At 71.7% G+C, this 16,883-nt stretch carries 12 protein-coding genes; 8 read left to right on the top strand and 4 right to left on the bottom strand.

The window, feature by feature from the left end; translation table 11 throughout:
- Nucleotides 1-376: 376 nt before the first annotated feature.
- Both JYK02_RS33335 and JYK02_RS33330 read right to left on the bottom strand, forming a co-directional pair.
- Nucleotides 377-1,846: a hypothetical protein gene (locus JYK02_RS33335; protein ID WP_207056951.1), complete on the bottom strand. Its 1,470-nt coding sequence runs from the start codon at nt 1,844-1,846 to the stop codon at nt 377-379.
- 123 nt (nt 1,847-1,969) lie between these two features.
- Nucleotides 1,970-2,464 (bottom strand): peroxiredoxin, encoded by a 495-nt coding sequence (locus JYK02_RS33330; RefSeq protein WP_207056950.1) that lies wholly within the window; start codon nt 2,462-2,464, stop codon nt 1,970-1,972.
- Between the two features lie 109 nt (nt 2,465-2,573).
- Here JYK02_RS33330 and JYK02_RS40610 point away from each other — a divergent pair, with 109 nt between their 5' ends.
- Nucleotides 2,574-4,376 carry a sigma 54-interacting transcriptional regulator gene (locus JYK02_RS40610; RefSeq protein ID WP_277991479.1) on the top strand — a complete coding sequence of 601 codons (1,803 nt, stop codon included), beginning with the start codon at nt 2,574-2,576 and terminating at the stop codon, nt 4,374-4,376.
- Between the two features lie 56 nt (nt 4,377-4,432).
- Nucleotides 4,433-7,009 carry a bifunctional serine/threonine-protein kinase/formylglycine-generating enzyme family protein gene (locus JYK02_RS33320; protein WP_347402641.1) on the top strand — a complete coding sequence of 859 codons (2,577 nt, stop codon included), beginning with the start codon at nt 4,433-4,435 and terminating at the stop codon, nt 7,007-7,009.
- Here JYK02_RS33320 and JYK02_RS33315 read toward each other — a convergent pair whose 3' ends face one another.
- Nucleotides 7,010-8,596: an ADYC domain-containing protein gene (locus tag JYK02_RS33315; protein WP_207056948.1), complete on the bottom strand. Its 1,587-nt coding sequence runs from the start codon at nt 8,594-8,596 to the stop codon at nt 7,010-7,012.
- A gap of 300 nt (nt 8,597-8,896) precedes the next feature.
- On the opposite strand from JYK02_RS33315, the gene JYK02_RS33310 reads away from it, so the two are divergent.
- Entirely contained in the window at nt 8,897-10,831 is a 1,935-nt protein-coding gene (locus tag JYK02_RS33310; RefSeq protein WP_207056947.1) for a CocE/NonD family hydrolase, read from the top strand.
- Nucleotides 10,832-10,934: 103 nt separating this feature from the next.
- Entirely contained in the window at nt 10,935-12,011 is a 1,077-nt protein-coding gene (locus JYK02_RS33305; RefSeq protein WP_207056946.1) for an RNA 3'-terminal phosphate cyclase, read from the top strand.
- A gap of 16 nt (nt 12,012-12,027) precedes the next feature.
- Here the strand turns inward: JYK02_RS33305 and JYK02_RS33300 are convergent, their stop codons facing one another.
- The gene (locus JYK02_RS33300) at nt 12,028-12,381 is read right to left on the bottom strand and encodes a hypothetical protein (protein ID WP_207056945.1); all 354 of its coding nucleotides are present in this window, start codon (nt 12,379-12,381) and stop codon (nt 12,028-12,030) included.
- A 79-nt stretch (nt 12,382-12,460) separates the two neighbouring features.
- Between JYK02_RS33300 and sppA the strand changes: the two genes are divergently transcribed.
- The 4 genes from sppA (at nt 12,461) to apbC (ending at nt 16,874) form a co-directional block, all read left to right on the top strand.
- Entirely contained in the window at nt 12,461-14,149 is a 1,689-nt protein-coding gene (gene sppA, locus JYK02_RS33295; protein WP_207056944.1) for a signal peptide peptidase SppA, read from the top strand.
- Between the two features lie 48 nt (nt 14,150-14,197).
- On the top strand, nt 14,198-14,941 hold the full coding sequence (locus tag JYK02_RS33290; protein ID WP_207056943.1) for a zf-TFIIB domain-containing protein: 744 nt from the start codon (nt 14,198-14,200) through the stop codon (nt 14,939-14,941).
- Nucleotides 14,942-15,031: 90 nt separating this feature from the next.
- Nucleotides 15,032-15,634, top strand: coding sequence for a hypothetical protein (locus tag JYK02_RS33285; protein WP_207056942.1), 603 nt, complete (start codon nt 15,032-15,034; stop codon nt 15,632-15,634).
- A 154-nt stretch (nt 15,635-15,788) separates the two neighbouring features.
- Nucleotides 15,789-16,874, top strand: coding sequence for an iron-sulfur cluster carrier protein ApbC (gene apbC, locus JYK02_RS33280; protein WP_207056941.1), 1,086 nt, complete (start codon nt 15,789-15,791; stop codon nt 16,872-16,874).
- The last annotated feature ends 9 nt before the right edge of the window (nt 16,875-16,883 follow it).

The raw sequence follows: 16,883 nt of genomic DNA, 5'->3' as shown, positions 1-16,883 counted from the left end.
TGAGGATTCGTGGGCGCAGGACGCAGCGCTGGTGGCAGAGGCGCTCAACCTCCTGACCGTCCTGGCGGCGCCTCGTCTCTACGAACGGTGGTGCACCCAGGCTCCGGCGGAGGAACTGCGAACAGTGCTCCAGGCTCGAATGGAGGCGCTCTCGGTCTTCTGTGCGAAGGCGTGGGGGAGCCCCGATGCGGAGCGCTTCCGGGCGGCGGCTCCCAAGATGAAAGCGCTTTCTGAGTCATTGTCAGCCGCGCCTCCCGGTCACCTCATGAATCCTGGATGGAACGCCCAGGCCCGCGAGTGTCTGGACGCGATGGGAGTCCCGGTGCCTCCCGGCGGATGGGAGGCCTTCGAGGGAATGCCTGTCAGCGGTAGCTGATCAGGGCGCGGGGGCCGCGGGCTTCGCGGCGCCCTGCTGCTGCTGGGCCACGGGCGGGACGGCGCGCTGGATGACGGGCGGGGAGGCGTTGAGCGTTCCCACCCAGAGCCGGCCGTGGAAGCCCTTGTCGCTGGGCGCGTCGAAGAGGGCCACCTTGCGCGGCGTGCCCGGCTCCTGGCGCAGCTCCGGCGTCGGGCTCAGCGCGAAGACGTTGCAGTCCACCTGCTCCCAGACGTTGAAGCGGCAGGAGAACTGCGAGCCTCGCGTGAAGCCCACCTCCAGCGCCTTCACCGGCGAGGAGGGCAGGGCCTTCGTCAGCCGTGCACCCAGCGGCTCGAAGTCCTTGTTCCAGCTCACCGGCTTCGTGCGCACGTGCACGTCACCCGCGAGCGCCAGCAGCCACGTGTCCGGGTTCGCCTGGCGGTACGCGATGAGGTTCTTCGCCATCTCCTCCTCGCGCGCGTTGCCGGACGCGTTGTTGGAGTCGAAGGCCAGCACCGTGACGCTGTTGCCCTGCGCGCGCAGCCGGCGGGCCTGCTCGATGAGGTGCAGGAGCGCGCCGCTGCTGCGGCCGTCCTGGTACACCCGGCGCCAGAAGGAGCTGACCACCAGCAGCCGCTCCAGGTCCGGACCGCGGCCCTCGCTGGCCAGGTAGTCATCCAGCGCGCCCTGGTCCTCCGACGGCATGGACAGCGCCAGCGCCACCGGCAGCTTCTTCTCCGCCGCGTCGCAGAGCATCCGCGTGGCCACCTCCGGCAGCTCGCGCGTGCCCAGCGGATCGCCCACCAGCACCGTGTGCCCGGCCGTGAGCAGCGGCTCCACGCCCTGCAGCGGCTCGCCGCACTTCACCGGCTGGGCCCCGTCCTCCCCCCAGCCCTCCACCTGCACGGAGCGCACGGGCGCCGTGGTCCTGCCGCCCACCAGCTCCAGCGACGGCACCATCTCCAGCTTCGCCAGCAACTGGCGCTCCAGCGGCAGGTCGCGCGTGCCGCGCACCATCTTGAAGCCCTCCATGTCCGGCACACCCTCGAACGTGAAGCGCTCGAACGTCTTCCGGGCGAGGTACTTCTCCTCGTCCTGGATGCGCTCGTTGAGCCACTTGGGCTTCACCTCGATGTTGGTGTCCTGCTCGCGGTAGCGCAGGCGGAAGACGCGGACGACGGACTGGCGCGGGCCCACCGCCGCGCCCTTCACGAAGTAGCGCTCGAAGGTGCGGTTGCCCGGGAGGTTCATGCCGGGCTCGTGCGCGGACGTGTAGAGCTCGTGGTGGCCGTCGCGCTCGAAGACGTCGTAGCGCTGCTCCTCGAAGACGCGCCGCATGGTGAAGAGGGCCTCGTCCAGCGGCACGAGGTACACCGTCTCCTCCGTGGGCACCTCTTCGTCCGCCAGGCCCTCGTCATGGAGGTCCTTCGTCAGGCTCGCGCAGCCGCCGACGCACAGCGACAGTCCCAGCAACCAGTGAAACCGCATGACATGACCTCCGGCCCACCCGAGGCGTCCCATTGTTGCTCGTGACGGGGGTGCGACGTCCGGGCTCCCACCGCCGGGACGTCGTGAATCAGTCTACCGGGAAACGCGGGGCAAACGCGTGTGTCAGGCAGGACGGGTGGGAGCGGCTCCCTGGCCCGTGAGCGACCGGACGACATCCAGCGCCACTTCCGCGTGCTTCTTCACCTGCACCTGCGAGTCGAACGCGTAGCGGATGGTGCCGCCCTTGTCGGCGACGAACGTCACCCGCCCGGGCAAAAGCCCCAGGAAGTTGGTGCCCACGCCAAAGGCCTTGCGCGCCGCGCCATCCGGGTCGCTGAGGAGGCGGAAGGGGAGCCGGTGCTTCGCGATGAACTTCTCGTGGGACTCCGCGGAGTCGCTGCTGATGCCCACCACGTCCGCGCCCGCGTCGGTGAAGTCCTGGTACTGGTCCCGCAGGGTGCAGGCCTGGACGGTACAGCCCGGGGAGTCGTCCCGAGGGTAGAAGTAGATGACCATCGCCTTGTCACCCAGCAGGTCGCGCAGGCGCACCGGCACGTCGCCCGGGCCCCGCAGTGTGACGTCCGGAACCGAATCCCCTTCTTTCAGCATCTTGGCCATGAGCGTCCCTCTCCTCCCGGGGGAGCATGGACCGCGCATGGCCTGACCCGCAAATCAATCGGGCATCCAGGTTGCCCGGAATTCATGGGCCTGGGCATTCTTTCAGGGAATGCCGTCACGCGACCTGATGGACACCGAGGACTCCCGCAGGGGGGCCTCCCGCGCCGCCCCGGCGGACCGGCTGTACCTGCTGCTGTTGCAGGGGAACACCTCCACGCTGGTGCCGCTGCCCCGGGAGGGGGCGGTGGTGATTGGCCGCGCGGCGGGGGCGGACATCCTGGTGGAGGACGCGTCGGTGAGCCGCCAGCACGCGAAGGTGGGCGTGGCGGAGGGCGAGGCGTTCATCGCGGACCTGGGCAGCCACAACGGCGTGCGGGTCAACGGCGAGCGCGTGCAGGGCACCCGGCCGCTGGACGGCGGCGACGTGGTGACGCTGGGCAACGTGACGCTGGTGTTCCACCGGGGCGAGCGGCCCCTGCCGGAGCGGCGGGCGCTGGAGGCGGAAGGGCTGCGGGCGCGGCTCTCCGAGGAGCTGGACCGGGTGCGCAGCTCGGGGCTGGCGGTGAGCGTGCTCGCGCTGGAGGTGGAGTCCGCGCGGGTGCCGCAGGTGGAGCTGGTGCGGGCGCTGCACGGCGCGCTGCGGTTGATGGACGGCGTGGGGCAGGTGGGCGGCACGCTGATGGTGCTCCTGCCGGACCTGTCCGGCGAGGAGGCGGAAGCGGCGGCGGCGCACCTGGTGTCGGTGCTCACGCCGATGGCCGGGCGCGTGCGGGCGGGGCTGGCGTCGGCGCCGGGGGACGGGATGCAGGGGGACGCGCTGCTGGGCGCGGCGAAGGCGGCGGCGCTGGCGGCGGCCCCGGGGGAGGTGCGGGTCAGCGGACCGTCCATGTACCGGCTGGCGCTGGGCGAGCGGTCGGTGGTGGTGGCGGACGCGGCGCTGATGCGCCTGTTCGAACTGCTCCGACGGCTGGCGGCGAGCCCGCTGCCGGTGCTCATCCACGGCGAGACGGGGGCGGGGAAGGAGAACGCGGCGTGGGCGGTGCATCACTGGTCGCCGCGCTCGGCGCAGCCGTTCGTGCCGCTCAACTGCGCGGCGCTGCCGGAGAGCCTGGTGGAAGGGGAGTTGTTCGGCCACGAGCGGGGCGCGTTCTCCGGCGCGGACCGGGCGCGCGCGGGCCTGCTGGAGCGGGCGAGCGGCGGGACGCTGTTCCTGGACGAGGTCGCGGAGCTGTCGCTGCCCATCCAGGCCAAGCTGCTGCGCGCGTTGGATCAGCAGGTGATTACCCGGCTGGGGGATTCGCGTGAGCGGCCGGTGGACCTGCGCGTGGTGGCGGCCACGCACCGGGTGCTGGCGGACGAGGTGAAGGCGGGGCGGTTCCGGCAGGACCTGTTCTTCCGCCTGTCCGCGGCGGTGGTGGTGTTGCCGCCGCTGCGGGACAGGCCCCGGGAGCTGCCGCTGCTGGCTCGGGCGTTCATGGAGGACGCATGCGCGAGGGCAGGGCGTCCGCCGCTGCACCTGTCCGCCGCGACCATGGAGGTGCTGGGCGCGCACGCGTGGCCGGGCAACGTGCGCGAGCTGAAGAACACGGTGGAGTACGCGGTGGCCACGTCGCCGGGGCCGGTGGTGGAGCCGTCGCACCTGCCGGAGTCGCTGCGGTCGGGGACGGACGCGCAGCAGGAGCCCGAGGCGGTGCGGACGGAAGGGGCCGCGGAGGCGCCGAAGGTGTTCCAGAACCTGGCGGAGGAGCTGCGGACGCTGGAGCGGCAGCGGATGCAGGAAGCGCTGGAGGCGACGGGTGGGGTGCAGACGCGGGCGGCGCAGCTCATCGGGATGCCGCTGCGCACGTTCGCGTTCAAGCTGAAGCAGCACCGCATCACGCCCTCGCGAGGCCGGGGCCCGGCGGGTGAATGAGGAGCGAGCCGCTTCCAGCGTGGCAGCCCCCCGCGACGTTCGGGGAGTACCGACTGGTGCAGCCGCTGGGACGCGGCGCGATGGGGGAGGTGTACCTCGCGCACGACACGGTGCTGGACCGGCTGGTGGCGGTGAAGTTCATCGCGGGCGTCGCACCGGATGAGGTGCAGCGCGAGCGCTTCCGCACGGAGGCGCGAGCGATCGCGAGGGTGCAGCACCCGAACGTGGTGGGCATCCACCGCGTCGGTGAGGTGAAGGACCGGCCGTACCTCGTCTCCGAGTTCTTGAGAGGGGACAGCCTGGACCGGCTGGCCCGGCCGGTGCCGTGGACGCGCGTGCTGGAGATTGGGATAGGACTGGCAAGGGGGCTCGCGGCGGCGCACCGGCAGGGCGTGCTGCACCGCGACCTCAAGCCCGCGAACGCGCTGCTGACCGAGGACGGGCAGGTGAAGCTGCTCGACTTCGGAGTGGCGAAGCTGCTCGACGTGGCGATGGCGCCCGTGCACTTGCCGGAGGTGGCCCGAGCCGCACCCGTGCAAGGGGATGCGACAGTGGATGTCCCGGGCACCGCGGATCCCCGGCGCACCGCGACCATCGACGTGCCGAGGGATCCCGCGAGCACAGGCCGCTCCGACAGCGGTGCCTCACCGCGCGCCATGGACCTGGCGAACGCGGACGCAGCGCAACGGACCGCGACGTCCACACCGCTTCCACCCGAGCGCCTCCTCGGTCCCGCGGACCTGATGTCCACGGGCCGCATCGGGACGCCGCTCTACATGGCGCCCGAGGTCTGGCGCGGGGAGCCCGCCACGGTCCGCAGCGATCTGTTCTCGCTGGGCGTGCTCCTCTACGAGCTGTGCGGCGGTCCCACGCCCGGACCGCTCGCGGAGGCCCCGCTGCGTCCCCGGGTCTTCGAACCGTTGGACGCCGCCGTGCCCGGCGTCGATGCGTCCTTCGCGGCGGTGCTCACGCGCTGCCTCGCGCATGATCCATTCGCGCGCTTCGAGTCCGCGGACGCCTTGCGCGAAGCCCTGGAGTCCATCGCTTCGCGCAACGCGGCTCCGGCGCTTCCGCCACCGCGTCCACGCTGGCTCCGCGTCACCCGAGTGCTCGCGCTCCCGGGGCTCGCGGTGGCCGTCCTCCTCGGCGGCAACTGGTGGGGCGAGCGCTCCCGGCGGCTCGACGCGGAGCAGGCGATGACCTCCGCCGCATCCCTCGTCGATGAAGGCCGCGCCCTGAACGACCGCATCGAAGCCCTTCGCATGGAGGCCTTCACCGCGTTCGACACCGACCGCTCCGCCGAAGCGGAGACCGCCTGGGCCCAGGCCCTGGACCTGGGCGCGAAGCAGGCCCGCCGCTACGAGGACGCCAGCGCCATCCTCGAAGCCGCGCAAACGCGCGTGGGCCGGGGCTCGAACCGCACGCTGGATCAACGCGTCAACGAACTCCTGCTCCAGCGCATCCTCGTCGCGGAGCGGGACCGCGACCCCAGCACGCAGACCGCGCTGACCGAGCACCTCGATGCGCTGGACACCGGCGCCGAGACGAGCCGGAAGCTGACCGCGCCCGTCCGGATGGAGCTGGACAGCGACCCGCCCGGCGCCGTCATCCACGTCGAGACCTTCAAGCCCATCCCTGGCGGCCCGCCGCGCTGGTCCGAACCCAGGGTCTTCGACAAGACGCCCATGACCTCCGGCCTCACGCTGGAGCCCGGCTCGCACCGGCTGACGTTCACGCTCCCGGGCCGTCCGCCCGTCCACCACCCCGTGATGCTCACGCGCGGAGAGACCTTCCGGGCCAAGGTCCCCATCCCCGAGCACGTCCCGGACGGCTACGTCCACGTGCCCGCCGGCCGCTTCCTCTACGGCAGCAGCGACGCGGAGACCATCCGCCGCACCGTCATCCGCACGCGCCCGATGCACCCGCTCACCACCGGCGCCTTCCTCATCGCGCGCCACGAAGTCACCTACGCGGACTGGCTCGCCTGGCTCCGCGAGCTGCCCCCCTCCGAGCGCGCCGCACGCAGGCCCCGAGGCACCAACTACTTCGGCACCATCGAGCTGCGCCCGGCCACGGACGGCACCTGGACCTTCCACCTGGAGCACGAAGGCGTCACGTACCGGGCGAGGGAAGGGGAGCCGCTGCGCTACCAGGACCGCGCCCTGCGCGCCGAACAGGACTGGCGCCGCTTCCCCGTGTCCGGCATCTCCTGGGAGGACGCTCGCGCGTACACCGCCTGGCTGGATGCCACCGGCCGCCTGCCGCATGCGCGCCTGTGCACCGAGCGCGAATGGGAACGCGCGGCCCGGGGCGCGGATGGGCGCGACTATCCGCACGGCCCGGTGCTCGCGCCGGATGACGCCAACTTCGACGCCACCTACGGCCGCAAGCCGCGCGCCTTCGGTCCGGACGCGGTGGGCTCGCATCCCGCGTCCGACAGCCCCTTCGGCGTAGCGGACCTGTCCGGCAACGTGTGGGAGTGGCTGGTGACGGACACGCAAGGCACGCCCGCGTACGGCGGCGGGTCGTTCTACCAGGACGCGCTCACCGCCCGTGCCTACAACCACGGCGACGGCGAGCCGCGCACACGCTTCCCCTTCATCGGGATGCGCGTGTGCGCGTCCGTACCTTGATCAGAGGTCCCGTCCCGGCAGCTGTCCCACCGCCGGCAGGTAGCCCAGCTCCCGGACGAAGACGAACCCGGCCGGAGGCTGCGTCGACGTGGCGAAAGCGCCCGGAACCGTTAGGGACCGCCACAGCTTCAGCGGCCGGCGCTGGCCCGTGCTGGTGACGTCCACGGAGCTGTACACGAAGCCCTCGATGCCCTGGTCCCCGTTGAGCACCTTGAGGAAGTACCCGGGGACGCCGTCACACGTCGACTTGTCCGTGAGCAGGTAGCGCCCGGTGCCGTCCGCGCACCGGTACAGCGGCTTGATGAAGTTGCTCATGCGCGCGCGGATGTTGGCGGGCAGCTTCGGGGAGAGGATGGGCCCCTCCTTGCGCAGCGCGGTGTACGGCGTCGCGTCCGCCACCCCGTTCGCGTCCATGTCCAGGGAGATGCCCGTCACGTTCTTGCCGCCTTCGAGGGTCACCTGATCCACCGTCACCGCGGTGGTCGTCACGTAGGTGTTGTTCGCGTCCTTGAACGTCACCAGCGACCGGTCGATGAAGAGCGAATAGGACACGAGCAGTGTCGCGTTGGCGTACGAAGACAGGTTGATCGACTCGCACGGCCGCGTCGCACGCGGGGCCAGGAGGAGCTTGCGGTTCACGCACGTGGCCTCCAGGGGAAGCGTGTCCCAGCGCTTCTTGCCCAGGCACAGCGGCCGCACGTCGCCGCAGTCATCCACCTTCCACACGGCCTCCAGCGAGTAGCCCTCCAGCGTGGCCGGCAGGTTCCCCGCGTTCAGCAGGATGGCGTCCTGCGGCCCCATGAACTTCAGCGGCGTCCCATCCAGCGTGTTGCTGCGGCCCTCGCCGCAGTAGTCCGCCGCGGCCATGCGCGTGCACAGCTGGTGGTACTCCTGCGCGACGGCCTGCGTGAACGACCCGGAGGCCCAGGGCGCATAGCCCCAGTCGATACACTTGGCGATGACGCCGCCGCCCACGAAGAACGGCTGGCTCGCGGTGCCCTCGTTCTTCGCCGCGCAGGCGAAGGTGAAGTACTCGGAGTTGGGAAGCAGCTCGCCGCCCGTGGACCAGGCGTGGGGCGCCGTCAGCGCGAAGCCGCTGCCCGTGGGGCACAGCGGCTGGGACAGGGTGTCCTCCGTGGCCGCCGTCACGCGGTACTCCCAGAACGCCTTGCCGTCCGCCAGGTTCTGCGTCGTGCACGCGACGGCGGGCCCCGTGATGCTCTCGTGACAGCGGGCCTCCTCGACGGTGAGCTTCACGGAGCGCCCCTCGAAGGGAGCGCGGAAGGTCGCGCCCACGAGGCCGGGCCCCTCCAGGAACCACAGCGGTGGGTTGGCGCCCGGGCAGGACTGCATGCCCACCAGCCGCCCGCCGAACATCAGCGCGGACTTCGTGCACGTGAACCCCGCGGGCGAAGTGGCGGTCTCGAAGGAGTCCAGCGGGATGTTCACGGTCTCGAAGCGCTCCGAGCCGTGCAGCTGCGTGCCCTGCGCGCTGTTCACCGGCGGCGGATCCGCCTCCGCGCCCAGGGCCGTCACCATCCCCACCGCCAGACACCACCGCCGCAACGTCGTGAAGCTCGCCTTCATGTGTCCGTCTCCCGCAGGCCTTCGAAGTTCGTGGGGCACACCACCGCGTCCCCGTTGCCAAAGGAACGAAGGACGCGGCTGTTATTGACAACGCGTGTCTGATTTGTCCCGAGTGTGCAAACCTTGCCGTGGATGCAATCGCTGCATGCCCATGCACGCGAGGAGGCTGTGCAAACCTTGCACGCTCCGCGCGCGGCGCGATGCGGCGGGCGTTCCAGCTTCCTTGCCCCGGCGGCTTCCCCCAAGATGCATTTCCTCCGCATTTTCCCCCGCATTTCTTTCACGAAAGAGGAGGGGAGCATGACCTTCCACCGCCGTGGCCTCGTGGCCGCGCTCGCGCTGTTCTCCCTGGCCGGTCCCGCCTTCGCGCAGGGCCAGGCCACACCGCCCAAGCCCCCCGCGGATCCGGAGGCGGAGCGCGCCGCGTACCTCCGGTCGCACTACACGAAGTACGAGGTGCGCATCCCCATGCGCGACGGCGTGAAGCTCTTCACGGCCTTCTACGTCCCCAACGACGCGAGCCCCCAGAAGCGCTACCCCGTGCTGCTCACGCGCACGCCGTACTCGGTGGGCCCGTACGGCGCAGGCCGCTACCCCAAGGGCATGGCCACGCAGGCCTTCGAGAAGGACGGCTTCATCTTCGCCTTCCAGGACGTGCGCGGCCGCTACCTGTCCGAAGGCGAGTTCGTCAACGTGCGCCCCCACCGCGACAGCAAGCGCGGCAAGGACGTGGACGAGAGCAGCGACACGTACGACACCATCGAGTGGCTGGTGAAGCGCGTGCCGAACAACAACGGCAAGGTGGGGCTCTGGGGCATCTCCTATCCGGGCTTCTACTCGTCCGCGGGCGCCATCGATTCGCACCCCGCGCTCAAGGCGGTGTCGCCGCAGGCCCCCATCGCGGACTGGTTCTGGGACGACATGCACCGGCATGGCGCCCTCAACCTGCAGCTGGCCTTCAACTTCTTCGCCGCCTTCGGCAGGCCGCGTCCCACGCTCACCGACGAGGTGGAGTGGAAGCCCTATGACTTCGGCACCCCGGACGCCTACCAGTTCTTCCTGGACCTGGGCCCGGTGGCCAACGTGGAGCCCCAGCACTTCAAGGGCGACGTGGCCTTCTGGAAGGACATCGTCGCGCACCCCAACTACGACGCCTTCTGGCAGGCGCGGAACCTGCTGCCGCACCTGAAGAACATCAAGGCGGCGGTGATGGTGGTGGGCGGCTGGTACGACACGGAGGACCTCTACGGGCCGCTGCGCACGTACGCCGCCATCGAGAAGCAGAACCCCGGCATCTCCAACACGCTGGTGATGGGCCCCTGGCCGCACGGCGGCTGGATGCGCGGCGAGGGCACGTCGCTGGGGGACGCGGAGTTCGGCTTCCCCACCAGCACCACGTACCAGGACCTGGCGCTGGCCTTCTTCAAGCAGCACCTGAAGGGCGGCCCGGACGCGGCCGTGCCGGAGGCGCTCGTCTTCGAGGGCGGCGCCAACCGCTGGCGCCAGTTGGACGCGTGGCCGCCCAAGGGCACGAAGGAGACGCGCCTGTACTTCCAGCCCCAGGGCGCGCTGACGTTCCAGGCGCCCAAGGCGGCGCAGGCCTCGTTCGACGAGTACGTGAGCGACCCGGCGAAGCCCGTGCCGTACACGACGGACCTGAGCCCCGGCTGGTCCAAGACGTACATGACGGAGGATCAGCGCTTCGCCTCGCGCCGGCCGGACGTGCTCACGTACCAGACGGCGCCGCTGACCCAGGACCTCACGCTCGCGGGCCCGCTGGAGGCGGAGCTGTGGGTGTCCACCACCGGCAGCGACGCGGACTGGGTGGTGAAGCTGGTGGACGTGAACCCCGGGAAGATGCCCGGCTGGACGAAGGAGCAGGAGCAGTCCGGCGAGCGCAACCGGGGCTCGCAGCAGACGCTGGTGCGCGGGGAGCCGTTCCGCGGCCGCTTCCGCGACAGCTACTCCCAGCCCAAGCCCTTCACGCCCAACGAGGTGACGAAGGTGAAGTTCGTCATCAACGACGTGTTCCACACCTTCCAGCGCGGCCACCGGCTGATGGTGCAGGTGCAGTCCAGCTGGTTCCCCTTCATCGACCGCAATCCGCAGACCTTCGTGCCCAGCATCTACGAGGCGAAGCCCACGGACTTCGTGCGCGCGATGCACCGGCTGCACCACACGGCGGCCCAGCCCAGCGCGTTGAAGGTGAACGTCCTGCCCGCGCTGGACGAGTAGTTCCCCGGTCCCCCCGCGCGCGGTCTGCTAGGCTGCGCGCCCGCCACCACGGCGCGCGGCCCCTGCCAGGCCGCGCGCCACGCCACGCCATGACGGGAGGGACATGACCGGTCACGACCGGCCCGACGCCGGGCGGGTGCTGCTCGACGGAAGCCTGGGGGAGGGGGGCGGCCACGTCCTCCGCTCGGCGCTGTCCCTGTCGCTCATCACCGGCCGTCCCTTCCAGCTCACCGGGCTGCGCGAGCACCGCGAGCCGGCGGGCCTGCGTCCCCAGCACCTGGCCTACGTGCGCGGCGCGGAGGCGCTGTGCGGCGGCACCAGCGAGGGCGCCGTCGTGGGCGCCACCGGCCTGGGCTTCACCCCCGGGCCCGTGCGCGCGGGGGACTACCTGCTGGAGGCCGGCGCGTCCGGCAGCACGCCCCGGCTCTTCCAGTGCCTGGTGTATCCGCTGGCGCTCGCGGGCGGCGGACGGCTCACGCTGCGCGGGGCCACGCACCTGCGCGGTGGGCCCAGCTTCCACGCGCTCGTCGGGGCGTGGCTGCCGGTGGCGCGCGCGTACGGGCTGCCCGTGCAGTTGTCGCTCACCCACGCGGGCTTCCATCCGGAGGGCGCGGGTGAGTTCACCGCGGAGGTGGGCGCGCCTGTCGAACCGCCCGTGCGCGTGGACCTGCCCGCGCGGGGCGTGCTGCGCGAGGTGCGGGTGATGTCCTTCGTGGGCGGGCTGCCCTTCGCGGTGGCGGAGCGTCAGTCCCGCGCCGCGGTGGCCGCGCTGCGCGAGCGGGGCATCCTGGCGGAGGCCGACAACCGGCCGCTCGCGGTGACGCGCTCGCAGGGGTCCGCGACGTTCGTGCTGGCGCAGTTCGAGCACACCGTGGCGGCCTTCACGTCGCTGGGCGAGCGGGGCCTGGACGCCGAAGGGGTGGGGCGCGAGGCGGCGGAGGCCCTGACGCGCTTCATGCAGACGGGCGGCGCGCTCGACGAGCACCTGGCGGAGCAGCTGCTGCTGCCGGCGGCGCTCCTGGCGTCAGGACGGTTGGGGGCGGTGACGCCGGGGACCACGCGCTTCACCGCCGCTCGCATCACCGGGGAGCTGACGGTCCAGGCGGAGGTGCTGCGGCGCTTCCTGCCGGTGCACATCCAGGTGGAGCCGGGCGGGAGCGTGGAGGTCCGCCCGGCGTGAGACGGCAGGCGAGGCGCTAGGCCTCGTCCTCGGTCGCGTTGCCGCGGGCGCCGAAGGTGTTGGTGTCCGCCATCTCCTTCACGGTGCCGCGGTAGGCGCGGATGGCGAAGGGCGTGGCGACGAGGAAGACGATGCCCACGAGGCCAATGGCCATCCAGGGAATGGGCGTCTCCTTGATCTGCACGTCCTTGCCATAGCCGTTGAGGTTGTTGCCCATGGCGCGCGCCTTGGCGGCGTCCTTCTCTGCCTGGGTCAACTCCTTGCGTTCCTGGAACTCCTGGGGCTGCCGGCGCTGGGGCTGCGCCAGGACAGCGCCGCCCCAGACAAGGGCGAGGACGAGAACAAGCCGGGGGAGGGAGGGGGAGGGCATGGGCCTTGAGCCTAACAGAGCCTCCCGGGGCGGGTGAACAGGGGTTGCTTCGCCCGGCGCAGGGCGTTAGGCGCGCGGGATGCTCCGGCTCCCCTTCCTCCTGCTGGCGAACCTCCTCCTGGGGCTGCGGCTGCTCCTGGGCTTGCCCTTCCGTCTGATGGCGGCGCGCAAGCGACCCACGTGGATCCGGTTCCGGCTCGCCGGCAACCTTCCGTACCGCCCGCGCCCCGTGCCGCGCTTCCGCCTGGGCGGCACCCCGGTGGAGCCCGCCACGGCGACCTCACTGGAAGCGCTGGGACGCGCACTCAAGGTGCTGGCCGCGGATCCGAAGGTGGAGGGCGTCCTGCTGGAGATTGAAGGGCTGGGCATCCCGGACTCGCGGCGGGAGGCCCTGCGCGGCCTGCTGTCGGACTTCCAGGCCGCCGGCAAGCGGGTGGTGTCCTGGGCGGTGATGGTGGACACGGACGGCTACCCCGTCCTGGGCGCGGCGGACGAGGTGCTGCTCGCTCCCATGGGCCGGGTGGAGCTGGTGGGCTACGCGGCCCAGGCCACGGTGCTGGGCGAGGCGTTCGGCCGGGTGGGCATCCACGCGCACTTCGCCCGGCGCGGCGACTACAAGACGGCGCCGGAGCTCTTCACGGACGGCAAGGTGTCCGACATCCAGCGGCAGACGCTGGAGTCCTTCCTGGACGAGCGCTACGCCACCCTGGTGGAGGCCATCTCCAGCGACCGGGGCAAGACGCCGGCCGAGGCGCGGGCGCTCATCGACGCGGGGCCCTACAGCGCGAAGCGGGCGCTGGAGGCGGGGCTGGTGGACGGGCTGGTCCACGAGGCGGACCTGGGCGCGCACCTGGGCCTGGAGGCGAAGAAGGACGAGGAGCCGCCGGTGCCCACGTATGACGCGTACCTGGCGACGCTCGCGTTCCCGCCGGTGAAGTGGCGCCGGCTGCGCCGCAAGCCCCGGCTGGCGCTGGTGGACGTGGCGGGCATCATCGTCCCGGGCAGCGGCGGGGCAGGCCGGTTCGCGGCGGCGGACACGGTGGTGAAGGCGCTGCGGAAGGCGGGCCGGGACAAGCGCGCGAAGGCGGTGGTGCTGGCCGTGGCGAGCCCCGGCGGATCCGCGCTCGCGTCCGAGCAGATATTGGAAGCAGTGAAGCGCGTGGCGAAGCAGAAGCCCGTCATCGCGTACGTGGATCAAATTTGCGCGAGCGGCGGCTACATGGCGGCCATCGGCGCGAAGGAGATCTGGTCCGCGCCCCACGCCGTCGTGGGCTCCATCGGCGTGTTCGTGGGCAAGTTCGAGTACGGCGAGCTGCTGGAGAAGCTGGGCATCCACCGCACCACGCTGGCGCGAGGGGAGAACGCGGCCTTCTTCTCCTCGTCGCGAGGCTTCACGCCGCAGGAGCGCGCGGCGCTGGAGCGCGAGGTGGAGGAGAGCTACCAGTCCTTCCTGGAGCTGGTGGCTCAGGCGCGCGGCCGCACGAAGGAGGAGATCCACCAGCGCGCGGAGGGGCGCGTCTACTCGGGCGTGCGCGCGAAGGACGCGGGGCTGGTGGACCGCATCGGCGGCTTCGAGGAGGTCTGCCGCCACGCGCTGGACGAGGCGCGCGTTCCGTCGGACGACTTCGACATCGTCCGCTACGGCGGCCCCCAGGCGAAGCTGTCGCTGCTCAAGCTGCTGATGGGCGCGGCGCACCCGGCCACGTACGCGTTCTGCACCGCGGCCTGGAGCCTCCAGCGCTCCGGTTCGTCCAATCGCATCGAGTAGGCCGCGCTCCCTTTTCACCGGGAGGGGCGGCCCCTTAGCATGCGCCGCATGGCCCGCTCCTGCCCGGTCTGCCCCAGCCAGCCGCTGAACGTCGTCCAGGCCTCCGACGTGGAGGTGGACGTCTGCCCTCGCTGTGACGGCATGTACTTCGACCGGGGGGAGCTGGAGCGCTTCCCGGACCGGCCGTCGCTCAAGCCGCTGGTGAACGCGGCGAAGCAGGCCGCGTCGCGGTGCCGCAAGGGCGGGCACCTGATTCCTCGCGCCCGGGCCCTCTGTGCCACCTGCGACGGCGAGCCCGTGGGCTGTCCCGGCTGCGGCGCGCGCCTGGCGCTGGTCAACGCGCGCGTCTGCAACGTGGACCTGTGCACGCACTGCGGCGGCACGTGGCTGGACGCGGGCAAGTTCGAGGCCCTGGAGAACGCCACCGTGACGGCCCCGAAGGCCGCGCCCGTGGCCAAGGGTTGGGAGGTCGCCCCCGCGACGGATGGGGGCGCGGATCCGTGGAAGGCCCCGGGCGCCACGGCCGCGCTGCCGCCGTCGGATTCACCCACGGGTGGCCTGGGCGTGCGCTCCCCCCTGGCCTGCGTCCAGTGCGGCATCCAGGTCTCCGTGGTCCACGCCCACGCGTTCAACGGCGACCTCTACTGCGGCGAACACCGCCCGAAGGGCGCCGTGTCCGGCGCCAGCCTCCCCAGGAGCCGCGACCCGAGCACCCTGCCCAGTTTCGACGCGTCGGACGGCGTCGACCTGGCGGACCTGGTCATCTGGCTGTTCCGGCTGTTGAAACGCTGAACCACCGCGCGCCGCCCGCCCGCCTGGAGCCCTGCGCACCGCGGGGAGATTGCCCGCCCCGGGGCCGGGGTCTACCCTGCCGCGCCAGTGATGACCCGCCTCGCTCCCCTGAGCCTCCTGTTGTTGGGCACCGCCTGCGCCACCGCCTCGCGCGAACCAGCCTCGGTGGCGGAGGCCTACGCGAAGGCGCTGGAGGAGAACCGGCTGTCGGACGCCTACCGCCTGACGACCGGCGGCCCGGAGGGCGAGGGTGCCTTCCTGGAGGAGTTCTCCGACGAAGCCGCCCGCAAGGAGCGCGCCGCCGCCGTCCGCACGGGCGCGGGCGTGCTGGAGGCCCGGGCCTCGTCCGTCACGCTGGCCCGCCAGGGCGAGGACTGGCGCGTGGTGGAGTCGCGCCCTGCGGACGTGCCCCGGGCGGCGCTGAAGAAGTTCCTGGACGAGGTGGAGTCCCGCGACTGGAAGGGCGCGTGGGGCCTGCTCGCCTCGCCGCTGAGGGCCCGCTACACGCCGGAGCGCCTGAAGGACGACTTCGAGCGCGAGCCCCTTGCGAAGGAGCGCCTGCGCCGCGCCCGGCTGGCCCTCAACACCCACGTGCGCGTGGCGGCCGGCGAGGCCCTGTTCCCCCTGGGCGGCGAGCGCGCCGTGCGGCTGGTGCTGGAGGACGGCGAGTACCGCGTGGCGGCCATTGAATGACGCCCAGAAGCCGGGCGCGGTCCGGGCCCGGTGGAAGGCCGGGCGGCCTCCGGAGATGTGCGTTAAACGACGTTGACAGCCCCCGGAGTGCTGGCAATCTCCGCCCCCCTTCAAGCGTGCAAACGCCTGTTTTCAAAAGGTTTCAGGTGTCCCGATGAGCGTGTCCCAGGCCGATGTGATGACGGCCATGTCGAAGGTGATCGATCCCGAGCTGCACGTCGACCTGGTGAAGGCCGGGATGGTGAAGGACGTGCGCGTCACCGGTGACACGGTGAAGCTGAAGATCGAACTGACCACGCCTGCCTGTCCCATGAAGGGGAAGATCCAGGCGGACGCGGAGGCCGCGCTCAAGGCCGTCCCGGGCCTGAAGTCCTTCGACATCGAGTGGGGCGCCCAGGTGCGCGGCGTCGCGGGCGGCTCCGGTGGCGGGGCGCTGCTGCCGGGCGTGAAGAACATCCTGCTCGTGGGCGCAGGCAAGGGCGGCGTGGGCAAGAGCACGGTGGCGGTGAACCTGGCCACGTCGCTCGCGCAGCACGGCGCCAAGGTGGGCCTGCTGGACGCGGACTTCTACGGCCCCTCCGTGCCGCTGATGACAGGCACCGCGGACAAGCGCCCGGTGAGCCCCAACGGCAAGACGCTGGATCCGCTGGTCGCCCACGGCCTGAAGATCATGTCCATCGGCTTCCTGGTGGAGGCGGATCAGGCGCTCATCTGGCGCGGCCCCATGCTCCACGGCGCCCTCATGCAGCTGGTGCGCGACGTGAACTGGGGAGAGCTGGACTACCTCATCCTGGACCTGCCCCCCGGCACGGGCGACGTGGCGCTGACGCTGTCGCAGTCCGTGCGGGCCGCGGGCGCGGTGCTGGTGACGACGCCGCAGGACGTGGCGCTGGCGGACGTGGTGCGCGCCAAGCAGATGTTCGACAAGGTCCACATCCCGGTGCTCGGCATCGTGGAGAACATGAGCCAGTTCGTCTGCCCGCACTGCAACAAGAGCACGCCCATCTTCAACCACGGCGGCGGGCACAAGGCGGCGGAGATGTTCGGCATCCCATTCCTGGGGGAGATCCCGCTCGACCTCAAGGTGCGCGAGGCGGGAGACTCCGGCGTGCCGGTGGTGGTGGGGCACAAGGACAGCCCGGAGGCCAAGGCCTTCCAGGACGTCGCCCGTGCCGTGGCGGGGCGCGTGTCCGCGCAGACCATGAAGAGCGTGCCCCTGCCGGTGATGCAGGCCCGGTAGGGCTCAACT

The organism is Corallococcus macrosporus (assembly GCF_017302985.1).
Classification (GTDB): Bacteria; Myxococcota; Myxococcia; order Myxococcales; family Myxococcaceae; genus Corallococcus; species Corallococcus macrosporus_A.
This window is presented reverse-complemented; position numbering and strand designations above follow the sequence as displayed.

Excerpts from the sequence above, each read along its gene's own strand:
- JYK02_RS33310 (WP_207056947.1), top strand. The coding sequence starts at position 8,897 with ATGACCTTCCACCGCCGTGGCCTCGTGGCCGCGCTCGCGCTGTTCTCC.
- JYK02_RS33285 (WP_207056942.1), top strand. The coding sequence starts at position 15,032 with ATGACCCGCCTCGCTCCCCTGAGCCTCCTGTTGTTGGGCACCGCCTGC.
- JYK02_RS33330 (WP_207056950.1), bottom strand. The coding sequence starts at position 2,464 with ATGGCCAAGATGCTGAAAGAAGGGGATTCGGTTCCGGACGTCACACTG.
- JYK02_RS33305 (WP_207056946.1), top strand. The coding sequence starts at position 10,935 with ATGACCGGTCACGACCGGCCCGACGCCGGGCGGGTGCTGCTCGACGGA.
- JYK02_RS33315 (WP_207056948.1), bottom strand. The coding sequence starts at position 8,596 with ATGAAGGCGAGCTTCACGACGTTGCGGCGGTGGTGTCTGGCGGTGGGG.
- JYK02_RS33290 (WP_207056943.1), top strand. The coding sequence starts at position 14,198 with ATGGCCCGCTCCTGCCCGGTCTGCCCCAGCCAGCCGCTGAACGTCGTC.
- JYK02_RS33335 (WP_207056951.1), bottom strand. The coding sequence starts at position 1,846 with ATGCGGTTTCACTGGTTGCTGGGACTGTCGCTGTGCGTCGGCGGCTGC.
- JYK02_RS33300 (WP_207056945.1), bottom strand. The coding sequence starts at position 12,381 with ATGCCCTCCCCCTCCCTCCCCCGGCTTGTTCTCGTCCTCGCCCTTGTC.
- JYK02_RS40610 (WP_277991479.1), top strand. The coding sequence starts at position 2,574 with ATGCCGTCACGCGACCTGATGGACACCGAGGACTCCCGCAGGGGGGCC.
- apbC (WP_207056941.1), top strand. The coding sequence starts at position 15,789 with ATGAGCGTGTCCCAGGCCGATGTGATGACGGCCATGTCGAAGGTGATC.
- sppA (WP_207056944.1), top strand. The coding sequence starts at position 12,461 with ATGCTCCGGCTCCCCTTCCTCCTGCTGGCGAACCTCCTCCTGGGGCTG.